General features: G+C 48.3%; 23 protein-coding genes. 9 read left to right on the forward strand and 14 right to left on the reverse strand.

From position 1 onward, the window contains the following. The first annotated feature begins 116 nt into the window (after positions 1–116). Positions 117–554: a hypothetical protein gene (locus GK108_RS27835; protein ID WP_163954872.1), complete on the forward strand. Its 438-nt coding sequence runs from the start codon at positions 117–119 to the stop codon at positions 552–554. Between the two features lie 87 nt (positions 555–641). On the opposite strand, the gene GK108_RS27840 is transcribed toward GK108_RS27835, so the two are convergent. The 6 genes from GK108_RS27840 to GK108_RS27865 form a co-directional block, all read right to left on the reverse strand. Beyond that, complete coding sequence (locus GK108_RS27840) at positions 642–2,372, reverse strand: S41 family peptidase (protein WP_163954873.1); 1,731 nt, start codon at positions 2,370–2,372, stop codon at positions 642–644. Between the two features lie 204 nt (positions 2,373–2,576). Further along, complete coding sequence (locus GK108_RS27845) at positions 2,577–4,775, reverse strand: peptidase domain-containing ABC transporter (protein WP_163954962.1); 2,199 nt, start codon at positions 4,773–4,775, stop codon at positions 2,577–2,579. A gap of 38 nt (positions 4,776–4,813) precedes the next feature. Then, entirely contained in the window at positions 4,814–6,001 is a 1,188-nt protein-coding gene (locus tag GK108_RS27850) for an HlyD family secretion protein (RefSeq protein ID WP_163954874.1), read from the reverse strand. A 149-nt stretch (positions 6,002–6,150) separates the two neighbouring features. Next, positions 6,151–6,393 (reverse strand): hypothetical protein, encoded by a 243-nt coding sequence (locus GK108_RS27855; RefSeq protein WP_163954875.1) that lies wholly within the window; start codon positions 6,391–6,393, stop codon positions 6,151–6,153. A 75-nt stretch (positions 6,394–6,468) separates the two neighbouring features. After that, positions 6,469–6,711, reverse strand: coding sequence for a hypothetical protein (locus tag GK108_RS27860; RefSeq protein WP_163954876.1), 243 nt, complete (start codon positions 6,709–6,711; stop codon positions 6,469–6,471). Between the two features lie 66 nt (positions 6,712–6,777). Further along, the gene (locus GK108_RS27865) at positions 6,778–7,020 is read right to left on the reverse strand and encodes a hypothetical protein (RefSeq protein WP_163954877.1); all 243 of its coding nucleotides are present in this window, start codon (positions 7,018–7,020) and stop codon (positions 6,778–6,780) included. A gap of 350 nt (positions 7,021–7,370) precedes the next feature. Here GK108_RS27865 and GK108_RS27870 point away from each other — a divergent pair, with 350 nt between their 5' ends. Next, entirely contained in the window at positions 7,371–7,646 is a 276-nt protein-coding gene (locus tag GK108_RS27870) for a helix-turn-helix domain-containing protein (RefSeq protein WP_163954878.1), read from the forward strand. Positions 7,647–7,703: 57 nt separating this feature from the next. Here the strand turns inward: GK108_RS27870 and GK108_RS27875 are convergent, their stop codons facing one another. Further along, positions 7,704–9,674: an acetoacetate--CoA ligase gene (locus GK108_RS27875; protein WP_163954879.1), complete on the reverse strand. Its 1,971-nt coding sequence runs from the start codon at positions 9,672–9,674 to the stop codon at positions 7,704–7,706. 273 nt (positions 9,675–9,947) lie between these two features. Between GK108_RS27875 and GK108_RS27880 the strand changes: the two genes are divergently transcribed. The 5 genes from GK108_RS27880 to GK108_RS27900 all read left to right on the forward strand — a co-directional run bounded on the left by GK108_RS27880 (position 9,948) and on the right by GK108_RS27900 (position 16,028). Then, the gene (locus GK108_RS27880; protein ID WP_163954880.1) at positions 9,948–11,777 is read left to right on the forward strand and encodes a pseudouridine synthase; all 1,830 of its coding nucleotides are present in this window, start codon (positions 9,948–9,950) and stop codon (positions 11,775–11,777) included. A gap of 94 nt (positions 11,778–11,871) precedes the next feature. Next, positions 11,872–12,519 carry a deoxyribose-phosphate aldolase gene (locus GK108_RS27885; RefSeq protein ID WP_163954881.1) on the forward strand — a complete coding sequence of 216 codons (648 nt, stop codon included), beginning with the start codon at positions 11,872–11,874 and terminating at the stop codon, positions 12,517–12,519. A gap of 66 nt (positions 12,520–12,585) precedes the next feature. After that, positions 12,586–14,040, forward strand: a complete 1,455-nt coding sequence (locus GK108_RS27890) for an energy transducer TonB (protein ID WP_163954882.1) — start codon at positions 12,586–12,588, stop codon at positions 14,038–14,040. 70 nt (positions 14,041–14,110) lie between these two features. Next, positions 14,111–15,202: a glycine cleavage system aminomethyltransferase GcvT gene (gene gcvT / locus GK108_RS27895; RefSeq protein ID WP_163954883.1), complete on the forward strand. Its 1,092-nt coding sequence runs from the start codon at positions 14,111–14,113 to the stop codon at positions 15,200–15,202. Positions 15,203–15,317: 115 nt separating this feature from the next. Continuing rightward, entirely contained in the window at positions 15,318–16,028 is a 711-nt protein-coding gene (locus tag GK108_RS27900; protein WP_163954884.1) for a 2-phosphosulfolactate phosphatase, read from the forward strand. Positions 16,029–16,090: 62 nt separating this feature from the next. Here the strand turns inward: GK108_RS27900 and acpP are convergent, their stop codons facing one another. From acpP to GK108_RS27920, 4 genes are all read right to left on the reverse strand, one after another. Beyond that, the gene (acpP, locus tag GK108_RS27905; RefSeq protein ID WP_163954963.1) at positions 16,091–16,330 is read right to left on the reverse strand and encodes an acyl carrier protein; all 240 of its coding nucleotides are present in this window, start codon (positions 16,328–16,330) and stop codon (positions 16,091–16,093) included. Between the two features lie 275 nt (positions 16,331–16,605). Then, complete coding sequence (locus GK108_RS27910; RefSeq protein WP_163954885.1) at positions 16,606–17,943, reverse strand: TolC family protein; 1,338 nt, start codon at positions 17,941–17,943, stop codon at positions 16,606–16,608. Between the two features lie 115 nt (positions 17,944–18,058). Beyond that, entirely contained in the window at positions 18,059–19,639 is a 1,581-nt protein-coding gene (locus GK108_RS27915; protein ID WP_163954886.1) for a DHA2 family efflux MFS transporter permease subunit, read from the reverse strand. A gap of 95 nt (positions 19,640–19,734) precedes the next feature. Then, entirely contained in the window at positions 19,735–20,853 is a 1,119-nt protein-coding gene (locus GK108_RS27920) for an HlyD family secretion protein (protein ID WP_163954887.1), read from the reverse strand. A gap of 172 nt (positions 20,854–21,025) precedes the next feature. Here GK108_RS27920 and GK108_RS27925 point away from each other — a divergent pair, with 172 nt between their 5' ends. Next, positions 21,026–21,517, forward strand: coding sequence for a MarR family winged helix-turn-helix transcriptional regulator (locus GK108_RS27925; RefSeq protein WP_317166588.1), 492 nt, complete (start codon positions 21,026–21,028; stop codon positions 21,515–21,517). Further along, positions 21,514–22,878, forward strand: a complete 1,365-nt coding sequence (locus tag GK108_RS27930; protein ID WP_163954888.1) for an NAD-dependent succinate-semialdehyde dehydrogenase — start codon at positions 21,514–21,516, stop codon at positions 22,876–22,878. The genes GK108_RS27925 and GK108_RS27930 overlap by 4 nt, the downstream gene beginning before the upstream one ends. 116 nt (positions 22,879–22,994) lie before the next feature. Here GK108_RS27930 and GK108_RS27935 read toward each other — a convergent pair whose 3' ends face one another. The 3 genes from GK108_RS27935 to GK108_RS27945 all read right to left on the reverse strand — a co-directional run bounded on the left by GK108_RS27935 (position 22,995) and on the right by GK108_RS27945 (position 26,005). Next, positions 22,995–23,588 (reverse strand): TlpA family protein disulfide reductase, encoded by a 594-nt coding sequence (locus GK108_RS27935; protein WP_163954889.1) that lies wholly within the window; start codon positions 23,586–23,588, stop codon positions 22,995–22,997. 589 nt (positions 23,589–24,177) lie between these two features. Then, complete coding sequence (locus GK108_RS27940) at positions 24,178–25,317, reverse strand: NAD(P)/FAD-dependent oxidoreductase (RefSeq protein ID WP_163954890.1); 1,140 nt, start codon at positions 25,315–25,317, stop codon at positions 24,178–24,180. Then, entirely contained in the window at positions 25,310–26,005 is a 696-nt protein-coding gene (locus tag GK108_RS27945) for a methyltransferase domain-containing protein (protein WP_163954891.1), read from the reverse strand. The genes GK108_RS27940 and GK108_RS27945 overlap by 8 nt, the downstream gene beginning before the upstream one ends. Between the last annotated feature and the right edge of the window lie 3 nt (positions 26,006–26,008).

The raw sequence follows: 26,008 nt of genomic DNA on the forward strand, positions 1-26,008 counted from the left end.
GTATGGATAAGATCCATGCCTTCGCCCGTTTTTATAAGTCAATAGTTTGGTGCCAATCAGTCGTTTTACGCGGTAGCCGACTTTATTTCTGACTAGAAAGTTGTTGTTTTGCGGCCATGAAACACATCTTGACCGCACTTCTCTTTAGCGTTACCGCTGCTGCCTTTGGCCAGGCTTCTGTAGCCTACTATCCGTTTAATTCCGTCGTGTCGGTCAGTACGAATGCCGACCGCGCGTTCTGGGTTGATGCCCGGTTTCAGACCAATACCGCTTTTGAATCGTTAAGCACGACGCTATGCCCATTGATCAACGTAGTGCGACGAGAACAGGTGAAATACTATACCGGTGTGGGAGTTCGAGTCAACTTCCTGAATGGACTCGACAGTCGCGACGTATTAGAAGGGTATTCGCTCCATTTTGGTGTTCGGGCAAAAGTGCCTTTTATACCAAATCTACGAGCCGCTTTCGAAATATCGCCCTACTCACGCAAGGACTTCAAGTACGGCATTATGCAAACCTACCTGGGTCTGGCGTATCAGTTCAGTAAGAAATAGTTTTCAGTTTTATGAGTTTATAGTTTTCAGTGTATGAAGCTGTTTTGCGTAAGCCCACTGAAAACTATAAACTCATAAAACTGAAAACTATTTCTTCTCCGGCTTATTGTAGGTGAACATACCGTGTTCAAGTTTGTCGGCCTGATCGAAGAGCTTGAGTGCTTTCTGATACGTATCGTCTGACTCGCTGATGACGCGGAAGAATTCGTTGTTCTGCCCACCCTTATTGTTTTTCTGATAAACAGAACGGGCAACGAGCGCTTTGACCTGCGTCCGAATGTAGTTTTTCGACCGGTTAAATTCTTTTTCGTTGAACTTAATACTCCCAGCCGTTGCCAGTTTCACTAGTTTGTTCATCTGTTCGTCGCCAATCGTAACAGCCTTATCAAACTCAGTGAAAGGCAGCTTTTCCAGCTTCTTCTGATTTTCGTTGGCATATTCCATGGCAAACTCACGGATGATATTCTTGCTGTAGAGCTGTACCAGATAGCTCGTTTGCCAGGTCGAGTCGCGGGGAATAAAGTAGTCGGGCGTAATACCGCCACCACCATACACGACGCGGCCACCATCCGTTTTGAACTTCAGCTTAGGATCGTTCTTGATCGAATCGGCGATGTAGTATTCCCCCCGACGTGACCGCTGTTCCAGATCCTTCTCATAATCACCTTCCTGGCCTGGTACGTATGGTTTCTGGATACTCCGGCCACTCGGCGTGTAATACCGCGAAATAGTCAATCGTAGTTCCGACCCATCCGACAGCTGCACAGGCATCTGAACCAGTCCTTTACCAAATGAGCGACGACCAGCAATCAGTGCCCGATCATGATCCTGCAAGGCACCAGCCACAATCTCAGAAGCCGACGCACTTCCTTCGTCGATTAGCACGACCAATGGACCATCTTCAAACAGGCCAGAAATCCGGGCGAATGTCTGACGGTCATATCGGTTATCTTTTCCGTCGGTATAGACCAGTAATTTGTTGCCCGAAATAAATTCATCGGCAATGCTCGTTGCCCGGTCCATATAACCGCCGGGGTTGTTCCGCAAATCCATCAGCAACTGCGTCATTCCCTGCGACTTCAGCGAACCAAGCGCAGTTTTGAATTCATCGTAAGTCGTCTCCGAGAAACGGTTGACTTTAATATACCCCGTTTTATTATCCACCATGTAAGCAGCATCGACCGAGTAGGTTGGAATGCGATCACGTGTGATGGTGAACACTTTAGGCGTTTTTTCACCTTTACGTAAAATCGTCAGTCGAACGTCTGTGCCCCGTTTTCCGCGTAACGCTTTAAACACAGCACTGTTCTCGATTTTTTTACCGGCCAGTGGCGTTTCATCTACTTTGATAATTTTATCGCCACTTTGAATACCGGCTGTTTCGGACGGGCCACCCGCTAATGGCGTCACTACGTACACCGTATCCTTATAGATGTTGAATTCAACCCCGATTCCGTCGAAACCACCTTCCAGTTGCGAACGAGCCGCAATAGCGTCCTGTGGATTCATATAAGCCGTATGCGGATCCAGCTTCTCGAGCATTTTCGAGATCGAATAATCAACCAGCTCGTCGGTATTGACCGTATCGACATAGTTATTTTCGATCAGCTGTAAAATTTCCCGGTATTTAGTATAGCCCCGCCCGATGGTATTCAGGCTTTTTGTCCCGCCAAAAAACGTAGCGCCTATCAGCATCCCTCCTGCCAGCGTTATCCCTAACAGCATGGGTAGCCGAACCGTTGCCTTACTATTATGAATCTCGGTACGGGAGCCTTTTGCCCCCTCCGGATTAGTATTGAAGTTCTCTTCTGACGCCATTCGTTCGTGCCTTCGTTAACACATTGGTATATACCCCTAAACGTATCGAATATAGCGAAATGTTTGCCACAAGGTCGCTTACGGGTCAAAAAAATACTGAACGACAAAAAACAGTCTCGCTATGAGCGAATTACAGGTAGTAGCGAACGGTATTTATTATGATTTTTTAACGTTCCAGCCCTACGTTTAGGCCATATCAGTACGTTACATTACTTCTGTTTGCTGTTGCCAGAAGTGCGAATACGCCTTCCCGTTTTTCAGCAAATCCACATGTTTACCTTCTTCAATAACCTTTCCCTGCTCCAGCACGATAATTTTATCGGCCTTGCGAACGGTACTCAGCCGATGAGCGATAATAATAATGGTTTTCCCTTCCTTGCGAAGACGCTGTACAGTACGTTGTACGAACTGCTCCGACACCGTATCGAGTGCCGACGTAGCTTCATCCAGAATCAACACTTCGGGCTGTCGGTACAAGGCTCGGGCAATGGCTAACCGCTGACGCTGCCCACCCGACAACGTAGCACCGTTTTCTCCCAGATACGTTTTGAACCCACTCGGCATTCGTTCAATAAATTCAGTAATACCCAACTGATCGCAGATCGACAGGAGCCGCTGCATATCGGGCTCTTCCTCGCCAATGGCAATATTGTCGATTACGTTACCGGCAAACAGGTCAATCTTTTGCGGCACTACGCTGACCACCCGGCGTAAACTGTCGGGATGCAAATGCTTGATATCATAGTCGCCAATATGAATGCTCCCACTTTGCAACGGATATAAACCCTGCACGAGCGACATCAGTGTTGATTTACCCGAGCCGCTCTCGCCTACTACCGCCGTAATTTTCCCTTTCGGCATGGTCAGTACAAGATCATCGAAAATCGTAGCCCGATTACCGTATCGGAACGTAACGTTCTGAAAACGAATAGCGCCAACCATGTCAGGCTGTAACTGCACTTTATTTTCGTTCGATTCGCGGTCAAGATCCATGATTTCGAACAGCCGGTCAGCAGCAATCAAGGCTTCCTGAACACTCCGGTTTGCCCCAATCAGGCTGGCCGCCGGACCCGTGAAATAGCCAATCAGGGCATAAAAGGAAAGCAATTCGCCAGGCGTCAAGTCGTTTTCCAATACGTAGCTGGCTCCAACCCAAAGCAGGATAATGGTAAATAATCGGGTCACAAACTCCGACGCATTTCCGGCGTAAATACCGGCGCTCCCCGTCTGAAAGATCGTTTGCAGCAACGCCACAAAGCGATTCTCTGTTTTCTGACTGGCGTATTCCTCCAAACCAAATCGCTTGATGGTTGGCATCGCGTTCAGCGACTCAACCAGTTGCGCTTCCAGATCGGCCGAATTCTCCATCAGTTTACGCTGATAGCGTTGGTTAAATGTATTCATAACCCAATAAATACCAGCGTAGAAAGGCACAATCAGAATCAGAATCAAGGCCAGTTTCCAGTAATAGGTAAACATGAGCCCAAACGAGAAAATGACAATCAGTACGTTAACGAGTACGCTTAGCGCAATGTCGTTGACAAAGGTGCGAATTTTGACGGCATCGTTCACCCGCGAGATAATTTCCCCGACCCGCATAGTATCGAAGAACGATTGCGGCAATGTCATCAGATGCTTGTAATAGCCCAGAATCAGCGCAGCATCGATACGTTGTCCCGTTTTTATGTTGAAAAAGCTTTTGGTAGAACCGATGAATATTTGCAGAATCAGCAATCCAATCATGACTACACTGAGCAGGTTCAGTAAGTTTCGATTTCCATTAACCAGTACGTTGTCAACTATCTTTTGAATATAAATAGCTGACGATAAGCCCAGAATGGTATAAATCAGCGCCCCAAACAACGCCTGAAACATCACCGCCTTATGCGGCTGCAACAACTGCCAGAACCGCTGCAACACCGACACTTTCTCGTTACCTACTGTAAACGTTTCGTCGGGAACCAGCAGAACCAGCAAACCTGTCCAGACGGCTTTAAACTCGTCAGGGCTCAACGGATGCAGTTTGCCATCGGCAGGGTCCATGACGGTGATTTGTTCCGACGTAACGCGGTAGATGACAACGTAGTGCTGGAGCTGGCTATTCGGAATCGTTACGTGGGCAATGGTTGGCTGAGGAATTTTCGAGAGACTTTCAAAAGGAGCTTTAACGCCTTTCGCCTGAAAGCCCAGCTTCTGGGCCGCTTCAACCATACCCAGTACTGTTGTTCCCTTTTGATCCGTAGCGGCTAATTGCCGAATCCGGGCCACCGGCAACAATAAGCGGTAATACGCGGCTACCGAAACCAGACAAGCGGCTCCACAATCCGTTATATCGCGCTGCTTGATTTTTACCCGGCTGCTTATACTCTTTTCAGCCAACCACTCCCGAACGCGTGTTAGCATGCCATTCTCTGTTCCGTTTGGACGCTCCTGCGTAGTACTCATAGTGTTTTACCGCCCTCCTTCTGCGTAGATGCCGTAGCCGTTTTCTGAGTATTGATGGCCGGATTGAGCCAATCGTCGGTTTTGTCGTAGAGTAACTGGAAAATAGAGCGTCGGGCTACCTGAAAGCGAGTCTGTACTGTCATTCCTTTTTTCAGACGGCCCTGATAGCCATTGGATAGACTCAGATAAGGCCGCTCTAACTGGCAGCGGACTTTGAAAACAGGCTCACCATTGGTGGTCGTAAAGTCGTTGGCGATATCAATAACCCGTCCGGTCAGAAGTCCCCACTGATTGTAATTAAAAGCATCGACCTGCAAACGTACTGGCTGCCCTTGCTTCAACAAGCCAATATCTTTGGAGGAAACGTAGGTTTCGGCAATCAATGTCGAATCGGGTGAAACAATGGCCAGTACATCGCCCGGTTGAACGTAGCTGCCTGCGTATCGCCCCGACAATTGTGAGGCCGTACCGCCAACAGGCGCTTTCAATACGTATAGTTCCTGTTCTTCGCGAAGTTGTTTGGCTTCTGTTTCCAGATTAGCCAGGTCGCGCCGACTCTGCGTTAGATCAACCTGCCAGTCGCTACGTTGCTGCTGAACCAACGTATTGTAGCGAGCCATGGCGGCTTTGTGAGCATACAAAGCATCTTCGTACTCCAGGCGGGCAATTACTTTCTGAGAATATAACGACTGAGCTGTTTCGAACTCCCGTTTACGCTTTTCCTGCAAATTCCAGCTCTCCTCAACAACCGCCCGAAACTGATTGTATTCCTGCCGATAGAGCGGAGCATAGAGCCCGTTAACCTCTTTCCAGGATTTTTGGGTAAGCTGGTTTAGATCTCGGATAAACGATTGTTTTTCCTGAATTTGTTTATCGATCAACTGTTTACGGGTATCCAGCGCATCGGAACGCAGTTGAAAAAGCGGATCACCTCGTCTGACCGGCTGCCACTCACGTACCAGCACCTTCTCAATCACAGCACCAGCCGTTGCCTTAACCTCGCTACGCTCTGAAACCGGCCGGATTATACCGTTGGCCTGGACCGATACGTCGACATAAATAAAGGGCAGAGCCAGCAATGTCAGCAATACTACCCCGAGGACCGTGGAATAGATTACCTGGCTCCGAACACTTACCCTGGGCAGATAAGTGACTAGCCCATAAGATGGGTTATTTTCGTTCATGATATCGTTGAGTAAGTCATTATATACGCATAACTAAAAAGCAGGGATTTCACCCCTGAGCCGGAAACGTTAAAACGATTTCCTGTCTCCGGGCTAAATCCCTGCTTACAACTAATATGGGAGGCTGTTACTCAGCCTGACCTAATCGGCTATGATTGGTTCGAACTAAATCCGAACAAAAGATTCGTTATTGGATTCACGCTGGTTGAGTTGCCACTAAACAGCGCACTGTCGCCATTTAGTACGCTATTACCGCTGACATTTACCAAATCAGCAACGAGTATAGAACCGATGTTGCCAATGCTGGTTGTGTCGCCACCACCCTGATTGTTGATCATTTCCTGATTGGTCAGCTCCTCGACGCCGAGGGTCGCAAAATCGAACGTTTTCATAACGAGATTAAAGTTTAAGTGAAACAATACTGAGTCGATAAACGTATCGGTCAGTTTTTCTGAAACCGTTTTACGTTATGACCGACTGAAGTTAGTAATGGCGGTCAGATCCGTAATCGGGCTGAGATTGAAGTTATTTCCGCTGAACAGATAACTGCTACCGTCCAGCACTTTATTACCACTTACATCCACTAAATCACCTATTGCAATGCCACCAATATTTCCGATGCTGGTTGTATCGCCACCACCCTGATTGTTGATCATTTCCTGATTGGTCAGCTCCTCGACGCCGAGGGTCGAAAAATCGAACGTTTTCATAACGAGGTTGATAATTAGATGAAACAAAAATTAACTCACTAAATCGATTACACTCGCAGTAAGAGCTTATGACCGGCTCGTACTAATGCTAATGCCGATACCGGTGCTGGGACTTACATCGGTTGAGTTACCACTAAACAGCGCGTAATTTCCGTTAAGCAGGCTGTTGTTACTTAGATCAACCAGATCGCCAATGGCGATTGAGCCAATATTTAACAGGCTTGTGTTATCACCACCACCCTGATTATTGATCATTTCCTGATTAGTTAGCTCCTCAACACCGAGGGTCGAAAAATCGAACGTTTTCATAACGAGATTAAATTGAGTTATGCCTACTCTATATGCTTTTCGGCAGCCGCTTCACAAAGGCAGGTAGTTAAGATAGCTAAACCGTTCTACCGTTTGGATGGGACAAAGTTGGGGGGTTTTAGCGTTACGTTCTGATAACCGACTTTTATAGTTTCATAGCTTTTAGTTATAATTTCATAACCTCTTCCGGTGGGCCGTTGGCTCAATCTTGGCCTATTTAACTAGCCAAAGCAATCCAAAACATATGCCCGACCGTATGGTTTATCTACCAACCAATCCCACAGTACTCTACATAATCTATGAGGAATAGTATACTTTTTTAGTACAAGTAATTCATAAACTCTTGATGTATGCTAGTCTTATCAGAAAAGTTGCGTCGGTTGCGTCAGCTGTTTGGTTATTCACAGGAATACATAGCCTTTTCGATCGGCATGACTCAACCAGCTTACTGCAAATGGGAAAGTGGCCAGACTCAACCTTCAATTAATAAACTACAGGAATTGGCTAGCTTATATCAGGTCAGTATCAGCGATTTACTGAATGATAGCGATATAGATATTATTAAGAAGCTACTGGCCGACGAGCATTTTGCGGAGAAATTATTAGGGAGAGGGGGAGTCAGTTAATTCACGAAAAATAGCCCGCTGCCTACCAGCATGCTGGTAGGCAGCGGGCTATTCCATTTATCGTTCAATCGTAAATTCGGTAAACTGATCCAGTGCTGCCGGATTACGTAACGTATCTTTAGCCGCCACTAACGATACGTCGGTTCCCGACAAGATCTTCTTCACAGGTGTTTCCAGCTTTTTGCCACTAATGGTATAAGGTATTTCACCAATCGCATAGACGGCATCGGGTACGTGACGCGGGCTAAACTGGCTCCGCAACGTTTGTTTAATTCGGGTAACGAGTTCAGCAGACAAGGCAAATCCATCGCGTAAAACAACAAACAACGGCATAAAATAACGGCCGCCGGGCTGTTCAAGGCCAACAATCAAACTATCCGCAATTTCGGGTAAGCTCTCAACGGCGCTGTATATTTCGCTTGTACCGATACGTACGCCATCCCGGTTTAACGTAGCATCCGATCGACCGTAAATAATGACTCCATTTCGTTCGGTGATCTGGATATAATCGCCATGACGCCAGACACCCGGATACGTATCAAAATAGCTTTTCCGATAGCGCTCGTTGCCCGGATCGTTCCAGAAATAAATAGGCATTGACGGCATCGGTTTGAGAATAACCATCTCACCCAGTTCTCCGCGCACAGGTTGCCCGTTGTCGTTGAAGGCTTCTACTTTGCACCCTAGCAGCCGACACTGAATTTCCCCTTCGTAGACTGGCAAAAGAGGGTTTCCACCTACAAAACCACTGCAAACGTCCGTACCTCCGCTAAACGAAATTAACCAGACATCGGGTTTTATGTTTTCATACACCCATCGGAAACCCTCTGGTGGCAGCGGAGAGCCTGTAGAGCCAATAGTTCTCAGATTAGCCAGTCGAAACATTTCTATGGGTTTCAGCCCGGCCCGTAAGCAAGCCATATAATAAGCCGCCCCGCCCCCGAAATGATTGATACGGGCCTCATCCGCCAATCGCCAGAGAACAGTCAGGTCCGTATAACTCGCCGATCCTTCGTACAGTACCAACGTAGCGCCAACCAGCATCGATCCCAGCGCAAAGTTCCACATCATCCAGCCAGTAGTCGAGTACCAGAAATATCGCTCACCAACCCGAACATCCTGATGTAAGGCCAGCGTCTTGAGGTGTTCCAGCAAGCAACCACCTACGCTGTGAGTAATCGCTTTGGGTTTGCCCGTTGTTCCAGATGAATACAGTATCCAGATAGGATGCTCAAAAGGCACCGGCTCGAACGTTAGCTCTTCCGGGGTTGGCGTTTCCAGAACCTCCTGCCATAGAGTTGCCCGCTCCAGGCGGCTTTCCTGGTCCAGATACGGAATCCAGATAACCCGCTGCAGCGTAGGCAGACTAATACGTAACTCCCGAATGGCTTCGGTTTTATCGATTTGCTTCCCATTATAGGTATAACCATCAGCAGCAATCAGTACTTTAGGTTCAACCTGCCGGAAACGATCCAGAATGCTGGGCGTCCCAAAATCAGGGGAACAACTTGACCAGACGGCACCGAGCGAATTGGTAGCTAAAAAAGCGACAACGGCTTCAGGAATATTGGGCAACACCGACACAACCCGATCGCCAACACCAACGCCCTGCTGCCGCAGATACGTAGCAACCGCATTCACTTGGCGCTCCAGCGTGTCCCAGGGTAGGCTATACAACCGGGTCTGCCTTTCCGATCCAAACACGATAGCAGGCCGCTGGTAGTTCCGATGCCGGAAAATATGCTCCGCGTAATTGAGTGTTGCGCCCGGGAACCACTCCGTACCGATCATATCGCGCTGGCTATTTTCAAAAACAACCTGACGATAAGGCGAATGCCCCTGAACATCGAAAAATTGCCAGATACTTTCCCAAAAATCTTCCAGATCCGTTACAGACCAGTCCCACAGATCGTCATAATCCCGGAAATACAGTCCTTTTTTTATAAAAAGCCAGTCCATGTATTTTTTAAGAATCGACTGGTCGGCTACTCGGCGAGGTGGCGTATATAAGGGCATCAAAGCAGGCATAGGTTTTATGGTCAGTTTTCTGTTTTCAGTGGGCCGACACTCAGCCGCGTTGCCCACTGAAAACAGAAAACGTTAAACGGAAAACTTTTTTCTCTAACGAAAGAGAGTTTCGATGGATTGTTTTTTTCATAAAATGCGTTTTGAAACGAGCCGGGATTGCTGGGTTAGACAGAAAAGCTGTAACTTTGCGTCCCTTTTGAACTACGCTTCAGCAATAAAGCTGATAATCAGCGCATATTTTAGACACAGCAGTACGATTTACTGTATTTTTCCATGAATCAAGATTCAGATCAGAACGACCGCCGTGACGGTGAGTCTCGTTCCTTCGGTCGTCGGGATGACGGCCCCCGCTTTAACAGACAACGTAACGACGAGTCGCGCGATTCTAATGCCGACCGACCACGTTTCAACCGCAGCAACGACCGGTTCGATAGCGACAAACCTCGCTTCTCTCGCGACACGAACCGTGATGATAAACCCCGATTCAATAAAGATCGTAACGACCGTTCAGACAATGACCGCCCGCGTTTCAATCGCGACGACAAACGGTCTGATAGTTTCGGCGATCGTCGCCCACGTTTTGATCGCGACCGGAATGATGAACGGCCACGCTTCAATCGGGACGATAAACCCCGTTTTGACCGCGACCGGAACGACAACCCTCGGGGTGGTCGCCGGGAAGGACGTTCCGACGACTCACGCAGGAACAGTAATGACGAACGGCCACGTTTCAACAGAGACGATAAACCAGGTTTCGACCGTAGCAATAACCGTTTTGGCAACGAACGCCGATTTAATGATCGCAACGACGAACGGCCACGTTCCGACCGTAACAGCAACCGTTTCGGCGATAAACCCGATCGTTTTTCCGAAAATGATCGGCCCCGTTTCAATCGGGACGACAAACCCCGCTTTGACCGCAACGATGAGCGGCCACGCTTCAATCGGGAGGACAAACCTCGCTTTGATCGCAATGACGAGCGGCCCCGTTTCAATCGGGACGACAAACCACGCTTTGACCGCAATGACGAGCGGCCCCGTTTTAACCGGGACGACAAACCCCGCTTCGACCGGGATCGGAACGCCGATTCTGACAAGCCTAAATTCAAACGGGTAGGCGGTTTCCAGCGGGATGCCGACGAACGGAATCGCTTTGACCGCGATGAGAAACGTAGTGGAGACCGTCGTAGTTTCCGGAACCGTGATGATCAGAATGAAGCCCCCCGTTTTTCGCCTGAACAACGGAAAGAATCGGGCGATCGCCGGATTGGTCGCTATTCCAAAGCACCGGATTATAACCTCGAACAAATCCGTACCGAACGCTACGATAAACCGCGTGCTCCCCGGACACAGGACGAGAACGACCGGCCAAAACGTACAAAAACCACAGACGATGGGCTGACTCGTTTGAATCGCTACATTGCCAATTCGGGCGTTTGCTCCCGTCGGGAAGCCGACGAACTGATTGCGCGGGGCGATATTTCGGTGAACGGTAAAGTCGTTACGGAAATGGGCTTCAAAGTGAAAGAGGGCGACACCGTAAAATATGGTACTAAAACCCTTAATCCAGAGCGTTTTGTCTACGTCCTGTTGAATAAACCGAAGGATTATATCACCACAACCGAGGACCCGGAAGAACGTAAAACCGTTATGGAACTGGTGGCTGACGCCGGTAATTTCCGGATGTATCCAGTCGGTCGTCTTGACCGTAACACAACGGGGCTGCTCCTACTGACGAATGATGGCGAATTGGCTGATAAACTGACCCACCCATCGAACAACATTCGTAAAATCTATCAGGTTGAGTTAAGTAAGCCAATCACCAACGAAGATTTTGAAACCATCCAGCAGGGTATTACGCTCGAAGATGGTCCTATCAAACCCGATGCCTTAAGCATCGTAACGCCCGACGCCTACGTAGTAGGTATTGAGATTCACTCAGGTCGGAACCGTATCGTGCGTCGTATTTTCGAACATTTAGGCTACGAAGTAACTAAACTCGACCGCACTACGTATGCTGGCCTGACCAAAAAAGACCTGCCTCGTGGCAAATGGCGTTTCCTCGATCCGAAAGAAGTGGTGAAGTTGAAATACTTCAACTAGTTTACTTTTGAATGAGTGATTGATAGAATGATTGAATAAGTGGCTTTTCTAGCAATTCAATCATTCTATCAATCACTCATTCTCCATTTAATCCATGAATCACCTCTTCCCCTACATTGAGCGAACGTTACTCCGACCCAACGTAACGATCAACGAACAATACGACGCGTTGGATGAGGTGACTCAGCTCGGTATGGCGGGCCTGACCGTATCGCCATTCTGGGTAAAGAAATTTCGGCGGGAACTGGGCGACGTTCATCCGGCGGTTCTGGCAACGGTTATTGGCTATCCGTTCGGCTACCAGCGTACCGAAGCCAAACAACTCGAAATTGAGTGGGCGTTACGTGACGGAGCCAACGAAATTGAGGTAGTCCTGAACACATCTGCTCTTTTTTCTCCCAACTCGGTCTGGTTAAAAATAGAACTCGCCAAACTAATTGCCCTTACACACGCTCAGGAGAAATTCGTCACCGTTATTCTGGAATCAGCGCTATTGTCGCCGGAGCAACTTCAGCATACTATTAACTTGGCGACTGACGCCGGAACTGATTTCATCAAAAACCAGACGGGTGCGCTGAAGGCCGACTTTTCGTTGGAATCGGCTTTAGCCTTTCGTCAAAACGTATCAAAATCGGTTGGTGTAAAGATTATCGCCGACGGAGCCACAGAAGCAGAGATGGAAACGCTGATCGCAGCGGGTATTGACCGATTGTCGCTGGAAGCGCCGACATCAAAAATTTAAAGCCAATAGAGTTGACAGAAGTCTATCTTTCGTATACATTTAGAGACTTCTACATCTGTCAACCGAATGAAATACGTACCGCTTACTCTCCTGCTTTTTTTAAGCTTTTCTGGCTTTTCTCAACAAACAGTCTACCAGGTTTTTGAAGTCGATAGTGCGGCTCAACCCCGTGGGGGAATTCCTTTTTTCAATACGTTTCTTCTGGCCAATCTACGCAAACCCATTACAGCCCAAGCAGTGGGCGTTGGTGGCCGTGTTATTGTAAGCGGCATTGTCGAAACCGATGGTAGCGTATCCGATGTCAACGTAGCGATCAAACTAAGCCCCGACCTTGATCGGGAAGCAGTACGAGTCTTTTCGTTATTTAATGCCTGGAAACCCGCTCAAAAAAATGGTCAGGCAGTTCGGCAGAAAATCACCTTCCCCATTTTATTCCAACCGAACAAACCATTTGTTTACGCGAACGGCCAGCGTGTGAGCTATTATGACGAAGAAAATAGTCCAGCCTCGGATAGCAGCGCACGCACCCGCTATAAACAGATTGTACCTATTGATAATAACGGTGTACCCACAGGCGATATGATCGTTTATGAGCGACGGAATAAAAGTTGGAAAGAGTCGTCCAGGCTAGCTCTGAAACGCCATAAAAATAGTCCCTCTCCGTATAGAGAGCCAACTTATATAGTTGGCGTTCAGGACGCAAACAACGAGTGGTATGGCGAAATATTCCTTGTCAATGAAGCAGGTACCATTCTTCGGCGGTCCACCTTCTTCCAGAGCAAACGTATCGGACCAGAACTAAGCTATTATCCCAATGGCTGTGTCTCAGAGAAGAATGAAGAGAGTGGCGATAAGTCTTCGATAACCAGCTGGCACTCGAACGGTCAGGTTAAGCAGATCAAAACAAGTAGCAAGCCCAAACCCTTGAGCCCGGAAGAGCCTGAAGTAGTAACGGCGTATTGGGATAGCACAGGTCATCCGGAAGTCATCGACGGTAACGGCTATGCAACCTTCCGAACTGAAATTCCGTCCTATAAAGACACAACTCGCTATACGCTATTGACAGAACGGGGCCAGTATGTTAATGGCCTGAAGCAGGGAATCTGGACCGGACATTATGCCGATGGGTCCTACTTTTACGAAGAAACCTACGACAAAGGCATCTGTCAGGAAGGCAAAGCTAAAGGCGGTCAAGCCGATACGATACGCTATACTACCGTTAGCCAGCAACCCGAATTTGCGGGAGGAATGCAAGGGCTAGGGCGTTTTTTAAGCCAGAATTTAAGTTACCCAGCGACGGCGCAAAAAACCGGTGCTCAGGGCCGAGTGCACATTAGTTTTGTGGTTTGTACCGATGGCACCTTATGCGATTATGAGGTCTTGAAGGGCGTTCAGCGCGATTTAGACCAGGAAGCGCTACGTGTGGTGAAGCAAATGAGCGGTAAGTGGAAGCCCGGTTCACTACGTGGTGAAAAGGTTCGGGTAAAATACAATATGCCGATCAATTTCACATTGAATTGAGGTTAACTAACAAGGCTACAGGTTAAAACCCGGAAACTGGTTGTAAATTTGCCGGATAACTCCTGCGTACATGTCGCTCAAGCAAGTCACTCTTCATCATATTCATCAGCAGTTAGGCGCTAAAATTGTGCCATTTGCGGGTTTTGAGATGCCCGTTCGTTATTCTTCTGATCTCGAAGAACACAATACCGTTCGCAATGGCGTGGGCATTTTCGATGTCTCGCACATGGGCGAGTTCATTCTCAAAGGCGAAGGTGCGCTTGGCCTTATTCAGAAAGTATCGGCCAATGACGCCAGTATCCTTTACGACGGTAAAGTTCAGTACAGCTACCTGCCCAACGGCCGGGGTGGTATTGTCGACGACCTGCTGGTTTATCGGATCAGCGCTACAGAATATATGCTGGTTGTTAATGCGTCGAACATTGATAAAGACTGGAACTGGATCAATCAATACGCACCGGATTACGACGTAACACTCGTAAACGTATCGGACGATATAAGTCTGTTTGCCGTTCAGGGGCCATTAGCGGCTAAAGCGCTGGAATCGTTAACAACCGCCAAGCTGGATTCGATGGATTACTACACCTTCGAAAAAACGGATTTTGCGGGATATGCCAACGTAATTGTATCGGCAACTGGCTACACAGGAGCGGGTGGTTTTGAGATCTACGTAGCCAACGATCAGGCCGAAGGCGTATGGAATGCCATCATGGAAGCCGGAAAACCGTACGACATCAAGCCAATTGGATTGGGAGCCCGTGATACGCTACGTCTCGAAATGGGTTATAACCTATACGGCAACGACATTACCGACGAAACCTCGCCCATTGAAGCGGGCCTGGGCTGGGTTACCAAATTTACCCACGATTTCGTTGACGCGGAGGTACTCAAACAACAAAAAGAACAGGGTATCAGCAAAAAACTGGTTGGCTTCGAAATGATTGATCGTGGTATTCCACGGGGTCACTACGAACTGGCCGATGCAGATGGAAATATCATTGGCGAAGTTACCTCCGGTACACAATCGCCAACACTCGGCAAAGGCATTGGCCTGGGCTACGTTCCTACCGCTTTCAGCAAGCCCGGCTCTGAACTTTTCGTTAAAGTCCGCGACCGGCTCCTGAAAGCCCAGATCATTAAACTACCTTTTGTCAAGAAATAACCGGGATTCACCGGATTGATGGATTAATCAGATTTTGTTTTCCATGAAGCGCTTTGAAGAAGCGAAAGACAAAATCTGGTTAATCCACTAATCCCCTAAATCCCGGTTCAGAAACATGAAACAGATTGATGTTTGCTTAACGCCTGATTTACTTCAGCTACACAAAATAGAGAATACCATTGTTGTGGTGGCCGACGTATTTCGGGCAACGTCGTGCATGGTCACGGCTTTCGCGTATGGCGTAAACAGTATTATACCGGTTGCTACAGTCGAAGAATGCCGCCAGTGGCAGGAACGGGGTTATCTGGCAGCCGCCGAACGTAACGCCCGTAAAGTAGAAGGCTTTGAGTTAGATAACTCGCCCTTTACGTATATGGACGAGCAGATACGCGGAGCTGACGTAGCCATGACAACCACCAATGGTACGCTGGCCATCACAAAATCACGGGGGGCCGTAAAAGTTCTCGTGGGCTCGTTCCTCAACCTCGATGCGATTGCGCGTTTTCTGCACAGCGAACGCTATGACGTACTGGTCTTGTGTGCTGGCTGGAAAGGTCGGGTGAATCTGGAAGATACACTCTTCGCAGGCGCCCTGGTCGACCGTCTGAAAGACAATTACGCGATGGCCGAAGATAGTGCCATTATGGCCTGGAGACTGTATGTACAGGGGAAAGATAATTTGACGAGCTATCTCGCCAATTCGTCTCACATTCGGCGTTTACAACGACTGGGTATTCAGAAAGACATTCCCTATTGCCTCCAGCACGACTTATATGACGTTGTTCCTGTTCTGCGGGGCAATTCGCTGGTGAGTATGACAGTATAAAGAAAGGAAAGGTAGTCAATTCGCTGGGCCTATGCTACGTATCAGCGAGTTGACTACCTGCATTATGCAGCAACCGATACCTGCTGTTCGTATTGCAGGTAATCCAGAACCCCCTGCATGGTGGTTAGTTTTCCGTAATCTTCATCCGGAATTCGAATACCGAATTCCTGTTCCAGCTGCATAATCAAATCAACTGTATCGAGGCTATCCAGACCCAGATCACGAACAAAATGAACATCGTTCGTAACAGCACTCTCTGAGACGCCAAAGTTTTTCAATATTTCTGTAACACGCTCTTTCATGATAGATTTGGTATGAAGTTCATAGCCGTTGGCTAGGTAACGGTCCGTTAATTGCATTTGTTGTTTTCCTAATCAATTTTTAACCATTGACCCGCTCAGCGCCATAAGCGTTGTACTTTTTCCGGAAAGTTCTCTTTCGGATTACAATCCGGTATCATACTACGCACATAGCCAGATACACAATACGATCATTTTTGTGCCTTTACGCTGACGTAGCGAATACAACTCAACGGCATCCGCCAGCTATTACCGACGAACGTTACGTTGCCAATGAACTAGGGGTTTGCTACAAGTGACTCACCCAACAACCGCTTTAGCTCTAACTGATTAAGCAGCAGCTGATACTGAAAATTCAACCGCCCTAACTCAGCTTCTTCAACGCCTGTTTCGGCGCTCTGCAACTCTACATTCGTGATGACACCGTTTCGGAGACGGGCATTGGCAATTTCCAGCGCTTTGCGCGCCTGTAACACCTGCGTTTCGAGGTTAGCAAGCCGGGTCTGATTACTACGTATGTCGGCGTTTAACTGCGCAATGGTCTGACGCAACTGCGCGTTGGCGTTATCGACCGCGTAGCGACTGGCATTCAGATTTAGTTGGGCTACCTGATTTTGCAGTTTGTAACGCTTTCCCGAATAGATCGGAGCGACAATGTTAACCCCCGCAACCATATTAGGCCGTAATTGCTCTACATTTAATGGATAGCCATTTTTGTAGCCTGCCGATCCACTAAAACCAATGGAGGGCTGCCCCGCCCGCTGGCTCACCAGGATGTCGGTTTCTGCTGCTTTTACGCGATCCTGGGCTAACTGAATATCCTTATTGCCGGTCGACGCATTCTGAAACTGCCCATCAAGATCGAATAACTGCACCGGAGTTGGCTGAGACCCTAACTGGAATTGCTGAATAGCCTGACCGGTAGTAGGTTGTGTATTTCCGGTCAGATACGTGAGTACCGCCAACTGACGCTCCAGTTGATTCTGTAGTTCAATCTTACGATTCACGGCTATCTTCACTCGTACTTCCTGCGACAATACGTCGTACTGTAATGCATCGCCGTTCTGTAACCGGCTCGCCAGCAGCCGAACATTGGCTCCGGCCGTTTTGATGACCGAATCCTGAACGATAATTCCCTGCTGTAAAAACCCGACACCATAATAAGCAGCCGCTACCTGATACGCCAGATTCTGCTGCGTAAGCTCATATTGCCGACGTAAAATCTGGACGTTATCCGTGGCCTGTTTGATAGCCGCGTCCGTACGGCCAAAATCGTAAATAGTTTGCCCAACCGATACGTTCGCGTTGATGCTATTGTTCGGTGCCAGCTTGGCCACTACCTCCTGCCCGTTGAGCGGAACCGCAAATTGCGGCACGGGCGTAATGTAGTTGTAGGAACCATTCAGCGCTACGTTAGGCCGCATGCTGGTACGCGCAATATCGACGCGGACCTCACCCGCCTGGAGCTGTTGCTGCTGCTGTTTCAACACTGGGTAATTGGCATTAGCCTGCTGAAGCAGGGTCCGCAACTCGTCGGGTAGTTGAATCGGTGTGTTTTGAGCCTGAGCCAGAGTAATTGTCGATAAAAGACTCAGTATTACATATTTCAAATTCATGACTGGAAAAGTCTTATGGTTTATCGTTTTGAGTTCGTGGTTTATGGTTAGTCTTGCGGAGTTGTTGACTACCTCAACTAACTATCGACGTTGAACCCAAAACCATAAACGCAGATCAGTGAGCGGCATCGGCCACGGCTTTAGCCGTAGCGGCATCCATTTTTTTGCTTTTAAGTAGGAACAGTAGAGGAAATGAAACCACGAAGAACAAACCAGCCAGTCGGAACGTATCCAGATAGGACACCATCAATGCCTGTTTGGAGATAATCAAATCCAGATTTTTATACGCACCCGACACCGCATCCAGCGCATTGATTCCTTTAGCGGCTAGTCCCTGGCTCATCATATTCAGTCGTTCGACCAGGGTTGGATCGCCGGGTTGCAGGTTAGCAACCAAATCGCCCCGATGAACCGCCGTCCGCTGCGTTACGTAAGTGTTGGTGATGGCTACACCAAACGCTCCACCAATCTGACGCATCATGTTAACAATAGCGATACCAGTAGGCAGTTGGCGAGGTTCCAGCGTCGAAACAGATTGGTTAATCAGTGGTACGTTCACAAAGGCCAGTCCAATACCCCGAATGATTAAGGCGAAAATGAAATCGCCATTCGAGGCATCCATATTATAGGTGGACATGATGAAGCAAAAGCTCCCGAAAGCAACGTAGCCAAGGGCCACAATCAATCGGGGCGATACGCCTTTGGCCAGCATTCGGCCCGTAATGGCAAACATCGGTAACGTAACCAACCCGCCGGGAATCAACAACTTACCCGTTTGTGTTGCTGTTAAACCCACAATTCGCTGGGCAAATAGCGGATACAGGAGTACGGATGTAAACAAACCATAACCAACAATAACGACCAGAATCGAACCCACTAACAGATTCCGGTTTTTCATGACGCGCAAATCCACCACCGGCTCTTTAGTACCTCGCAGCTCCCACCACAGGAAGGCGGGAATAGTAAAGGCCGCCACGGCCGATAACCAGCGAATGGCGCTATCGTCGAACCAGTCGTCAGCTTCGCCCCGTTCCAATACGTACTGCAGGCTACCGATTCCGAGCGCCAGAAACAGAATTCCGAGCTGATCGATATGAATCGCTTTCCGATTGATACCGATTTCGTCGGGTTTCTTTTCGATAAAGGTCAGGCTAAGCAGGACAGCGATAATTCCGATGGGCACGTTAATATAGAACATCCAGCTCCAGTGGTAATTATCGATAATATACCCCCCCAGCGTTGGGCCGAGCGTTGGACCCAGCACGATACCCATACCAAACAGCGCCGATGCCGTAGCACGCTGTGATGGCGGGAACGCGTCGTACATCAATCCCTGTGAGGTCGACAACAGGGCCCCTCCGCCCACTCCCTGCAGGAATCGAAAGAAGACCAGTGTCCATAAATCGCTGGCAAATCCACAGCCGTAGGAGGCCAGTGTAAAGAGTATGATGGAAGCGATGTAATAATTCTTTCGGCCGAAATACCGCTGCAGAAAGCTCGTCATGGGAATCACGATGACGTTGGCAATAGCATAGGATGTTACGACCCACGATACGTCCTCAATGGTGGCGCCCAGATTACCCGCAATGTCGTTCAGGCCGACATTGACAATAGACGTATCAATCAGCTCCATAATGGCAGCCGATACCGCCGTAATCACAACGATCCAGCGGCCAAATGCGCTTTGTTGTGCCATAAATCTTGGTCATTTATGGTCATTACGTAGTCATATAGAGTCAATACCTGGTCCATAACGAACGACAAGTAATGACGGTAAATGACCAGAAATGACTATTGTTTTATCTGCACGTCAGCGTCTACACTCAGGCCCGCGCGCAATTTGTTTTTGTACTTTTCCGGGTTAAGAATTTCAATCTTAACCGGTACGCGCTGCGTAATTTTCACGAAATTCCCCGATGCATTGTCGGCGGGAAGAAGGGCGAAACGTGCTCCCGTTGCATCTGACAGCGAGGCTACGCGACCTTTCACGTCAAGATCAGGATAGGCATCGATCTTGATATCGACAGGCTGACCAACCTGCATACTTTCGAGCTGAGTTTCTTTGAAGTTCGCCACCACCCAGAATGTTGAATCGGCAACGATCGTAAACAGCGTTTGGCCAGGCTGTACGTATTGACCAGCAATAACGTTTTTCTTGCCAATCTTACCGGCAATTGGCGCTGTCATATGCGCATAACCAACTTTCAGCTTCGCATTGTCGATAGCGGCCTGTTTTACTTTGATGAGCGCTTCAATTTTCTGAATGTTCGCTTTGGCTTTGGCAATACCAGCCTGCGCTACGCTTTCCGACGTTTTAGCCAGATTGATCTGCTCCACATTGGCGGCATACTGGCGGCTCTGTACCTCAACATTGTTCTGTGTGTCTTCGAGCTGCTTGCGGGTCAGCGATTGCTCTTTGTATAAGTTCTGATCGCGCTGTAAATCCTGCTGCGCTTTGTCGCGACGAGCGGCCTGTACCTGCGCGTTCGACTGGGCAACGCGCGCATTCTGCGCTACGTTACGGACATTAGCCTGCGCATTCTGCAAATCGGCGCGGGCATTTTCCAGATCGGCCAGGGATTGCTGGTAATCGGCTTCAGCCTGAGCCAGTGCTACGTCGTACTCCTGCGGATCAATCGTTACCAAAGGCTGCCCTTGTTTTACGGTTGCGTAATCGTCTACGTTTACGGACTGGACGTAGCCAGCCACCCGAGCCAGAACGGGGGCAGAATTGCCTTCAATCTGTGCGTTATCTGTCGATTCGTAGGCCTGGCCGTGCAAATACGCTTTAACACCAAAATAACCGCCCACTAGTAGGACGGCTGCTATAATAATTCGCGGCAAATACGTTTTAATTGCGTTTTTTTCGTCAGTAATTGTTTCCTCTCCGGTTGCCATTATGGTTGCCATGATAATATGGTTGTACCTGGTACTATAACTTGTACTATAATAATATAGTCAACTTTTTTGACTAACGCAACAAAAGTAAACCGGGTTGACTATAAAGTCAAGCAAGTTGACTATATTTGTACAAAAATTAATCTCGATTCGTTTCAGCTTTTTTTAAGTAGCGTAAATAATCGTGGAAACAGATAAAAAATCATTTGATTATAAAAAGTTATCGGCTTTTCGGGAGCGGGCCTTTGGTCGGCTAATGGGCCGTCTGAAACGCCATATCGATTCAATTATCGAACCCCGTCTGCATGCGATGGGCTTTACCGATTTCAAATTGAGTTATATGGGGTTTCTGGCCAATCTAACCCCCGACGGTATCACGAATAACGAACTAGCACGGCGTGCCTGCGTTACCAAGCAGGCCATGAGCAAAGTAGTTAACCTGTTGGAACGTGAGGGTTATATCCGTACAGAAAAAAACCTCAGTGATTCGCGCTCTAGTGTTATTTATCTTAGCGAACGAGGCATGGAGCTGTTAAAAGCCGTGTATGAGTGCATGCAGGATGTCCATCAGCAGTTTGTAGGGGTTGTAGGAAAGGAGAAATGGGAACAAATGCTGGACACAATGGTTGTTTTAGTGCAGCATATCGACCAAAACGGCGACCAGCAACAGCCATGACTTTCTCATCCATCAATCCATACAACCAACGGAAATTAAAAACATACCGCACCGATAGCCTTGCTACTATTGAGCGGAAGTTAAAACAAGCCGACCGGGCCTTTGCCGACTGGTCGGCTTTGTCGTTACGGGATCGAACGAATTTCTTACGTAGCGTTGGTACGTATCTGCAGGTTCACAAGCAACGCTACGGCGAACTGATTACGGCCGAGATGGGTAAAACGCTGGCCGAAGCGATATCGGAAGTAGAAAAATGTGCCGCTACGTGTCAGTTTTATGCCGATCACGCCGAAGCATTTCTAGCCGACCAGCCAATCGAATCAGACGCGGCCCATAGCTACGTTACCTATCAGCCGTTGGGCGCCGTATTGGCGATCATGCCGTGGAACTTTCCGTTCTGGCAAGCCATGCGTTTTGCCATTCCGGGGCTGATTGCCGGTAATGTCGGCCTACTGAAACATGCCCCCAACGTTTCGGGCTGTGCCCTGGCAATCGAAGAAGTATTTCGGGAAGCGGGATTACCAGACGGCGTTTTCCAAACCTTGCTGGTCGATGTACCAATGGTCGAAACGCTGCTGAAAGATCGACGCGTGAAAGCCGTTACGTTGACAGGGAGCGGACGGGCTGGCGCATCAGTTGCGGCCATTGCCGGTAGTCAAATCAAGAAATCGGTGCTGGAGTTAGGCGGGTCCGATGCGTTGATTGTTCTGGCCGATGCTGATCTGGAAAAAGCCGCCACTATTGCCGTTAAATCACGTATGCAGAATGCAGGCCAGAGCTGTATTGCAGCCAAGCGATTCATTGTTGAAAAGGCGGCTAAAAATCAGTTCACCGAGCTTGTGCTCCATAACATCCAGAAAATCAGGCAAGGTGATCCAATGGATAGTGCCACCACAATGGGTCCGATGGCTCGGCTCGATCTGGCCGACACTATTGAGCGTCAGTGCCGGGAAACAGTTGCCAAGGGAGCCAGGCTATTAACGAATACCATAATACGGTCGGGCTGTAATGTTGAGCCTATCCTGCTGGATAAAGTAAAACCCGGTATGGCTGCTTTTGACGAAGAAACGTTTGGGCCATTGGCCGTACTGATCGATGCCAAAGACGAAGCCGATGCCATACGGTTAGCGAACCAGTCTGATTTTGGGCTCGGGGCGGCTGTATGGACTCAGGATGCGGAAAAAGCAGAGCAACTGGCCCGACAGATTCAGGCAGGATCGGTTTTTGTGAATGGCCTGATGCGTTCAGACGCCCGGGTTCCCTTTGGAGGCATCAAAACATCGGGCTTCGGTCGGGAATTATCCGAAGCAGGTATCAGGGAGTTCGTGAATGTAAAAACGATCTGGGTCGAAAAATCCTAAAAGTAAACTGAGCATACTATGTCCAGACAGCCCTACAGGACTTTGTGGAGCAATACGTTGTTGTATGGTTTATAATCAGTTGCCTTCACCGCAGAGAAGGAAGCCAGCTAGATAGGTTATTCTGAATCCCTTACCGAGGCCAGGCTGTATAAATAATTCCGAAATTCATCCGTATCATAGTTGGCAAGTCCCTCGATCCGCTGGGCAATTTGCCCGTCAGGCGTCAGAATAAATGTTGTTGGGACAACCTCGGCAGCAAAAGCAGCCGGCATTGGGCCAGCGGGCATGTAGACAGGAAATGTAAAGCCTTTTTGCTGCACAAAGTCGGGTACTTTCTGCGCTTCTTTATCAATAGAAAGCATCACAAAAGCCACCTTACTTTTATCCACTGACTGATACAGATTCTCAATAGCAGGCATCTCTGCCCGGCAGGGTGGACACCAGGTTGCCCACTGATTAAAAAACACTACTTTGCCTTTCAGGTCGCTCAACTGAATGGTTTTCCCCTCCAACGTGCGAAGCGTAAGCGAATAGCTTCCTGACGTCTGACTTATCGGCTCCGTTTTTGTTGGTGCATCCTTTAGGCCTGTTTTGAGTAGCAGTTGTTGCATACCGCCCATAACTGACTTCCCGGCGTCGGTGAAGAAAAGAAAGAGGAGAAATACTACTAATAAACCATTCTGAAGCCACTGCTTCTGCTTTTCACTCATTATACCGCTACGTTAACTACTCCATCGCAAACCGTTCTGATTGGAAGTACAAAAAATACAGTTTGTAAAGTTCGCGTCTATACAGGTTAAGATCGATTCGAAACTCGCGCCTGACTCAGCGTCTGAATCGCTTGCTCAGCCTTTTTTGTACACGTTGTAGCCAGCGTGGCCAATGGACTACCGTCGCAGCCTGAGTCGATACGGTGCTAATTTCTTCCCCCAGATTAGCCTTGATAGCACTGGATTTGCTATATATAGGGTTCTTCTTCCAAATGGGCGAAAATTTACGGTTTCAAACGGAAATTATAGTTATTACTAATTTATAAAATCAACCTACTTACATCAAAGTAAATACTTCATTTTTAGACTTTCCCTAAAGCTACTAATCTGGCTTACCAGAACTATCGGCATAGCTCCCGATAAGTACCGCTCATTGGCTAAATAATCAAATTTATCTAGTAAGCACCCAATCCAAAGAACGAAACGCAATCTACCCCTAGAAGCTTAGTGAAGGGCACTGGCCCGATAACAATGGCAGTTTATCCAGCCAGCTATTGATTTGATTTTTGATTCATAACAGGCGTGTTTATCAAAAAAAGTTACTGCTGGTAGATCGTATTACGGCCTGGGCCAAAGCTGGGAACTGGTTCATCGTGTTAAGAAATAAATCAGTAGATCGACCACTGCCCGTAAATCGCTGCACGATTCGGCCGGTCATCAATCGGGTTGAGAAGGAACGTTGCCACTGCCGGGCGTAGCGTTGCTCCATCTGTTGTCGAGTGGATTGGCTCCTTAAAAAAGCCTGAACGTGTTGAAAAGCTATCAAGCCTGAATGCATCGCCATACTCATACCGTTTCCACAAAGGGGTGTAATTAGTCCTGCCGAATCGCCTACCATGAGCATGTGGTTTTCAACCTGCGTTTTCGGCTGGAAACTCACCTGGGCGATCACCAACGGCTGTTTATACAGAAACTGAGCGTTGGAAAATAACTCTTTTAGATAGGGATTGCAGCACAGACTTTCGCGTTCCATTTGCCCAATATCATTCTGGTGTTTATTCAGGTTGGCCGCCGTTGTCAAATAACACAGACAGCTTTTTCCGTCCTCGATTCGGGAAATGCCGCAATACCCATCTGGAAAATTGTGCAGGGCAATTACCGGCTCCGGATGAGGAAATTTAATATGGTATTTTACGCCAATGTAATTTGTTGATGCGTTGCCATTTCGTTGAAGAAACGACCGATTCCACTTACTATCCAGGTTACTCCGTTTGCCATAGCTCCCTACTGCTAATCGGGAAACGAACTCGCCTAAGGGGGTAGATATGACAAATTGATCATTCTGAAACTGTACGTCCTGCACCTTAGTACCGGTATACACGACAACGCCTTTCTGTAGGGCAAGCTGATACAGTCGATGATCGAGTTCATAACGACTGATGCCAAATCCACCTTTGGGTAACGGAAAGGTATACCGTTGTCCGTTAACCGACGATACCTGCAACGTACTGATCGAAGGCAGATTTAACTCGGTGACAGATAGACCAAGACGCTCTAAAAACGGCTTGCTTTCGTTGCTGATATACTCTCCGCAAACCTTGTGAAACGGGTACTGTTTTTTTTCGAACAAAACGACCCGGTCACCAGCCTGCGCACACTGAATAGCAAGGGTAAGTCCTGCCAATCCACCTCCGATAATCGCTAAGTCGTAGTTGACTGAATCAGCCATGCTGATAGGTGATTAGGTGACGAAATGCCCAACGGGGCTGAATCGCATAGCCTGTTATGGACGCGCTGGATAGAAGCTGTTGCCACTCATGTTTAACAAATCCCCGTGCTACGCTGATGGGCGCATCGTTTTTAACCAGGTACGACCGTGAGAAAAGCCGGGTAAGCAGTCGGATGGCATAATACGCGAAGGGATGCCGGTGCAGGTCGTTGATGAAAAACCCCAGTCGGGCAGTCTGGTGCATCCACCGTAATTGGCTCACTAATTCGTCATCAGTGAAATGATGACAGAATAAACTGGAGAAAATAATATCGGGTGGATGATCAAAAACAACCGTCCGATAATCGCTGGTTATCCAGCTAGTCGTCGACTCCAGGAGTGTTCGGGTCCGGGCAAACGCGATGCAGTGTGGATTGATATCGATCCCGGTAAACGTTACGTGTATCGAATGCGTTTTGCACCAACTGAGCAGCACCAGTAAATTATCGCCACCACCCGAGCCAATTTCGCAGATATGCAGACGTTTACGATTGCCTAGCAGCGTTTTGAATCCTTTCAGCGTGGTACGATGCCCGCCAAGCAGATGATTGACCCGGTTCAGTTCCAGCATATTCTGGCTGATGTCGGCAAAAGGAATGGCATCACTATCCAGCAACTCTTTTTGGGTAGATCTGACTTGTAAGTTCATGTC

It is taken from the genome of Spirosoma terrae, from assembly GCF_010435915.1.
In the GTDB taxonomy this organism is placed as follows: Bacteria; Bacteroidota; Bacteroidia; order Cytophagales; family Spirosomataceae; genus Spirosoma; species Spirosoma terrae.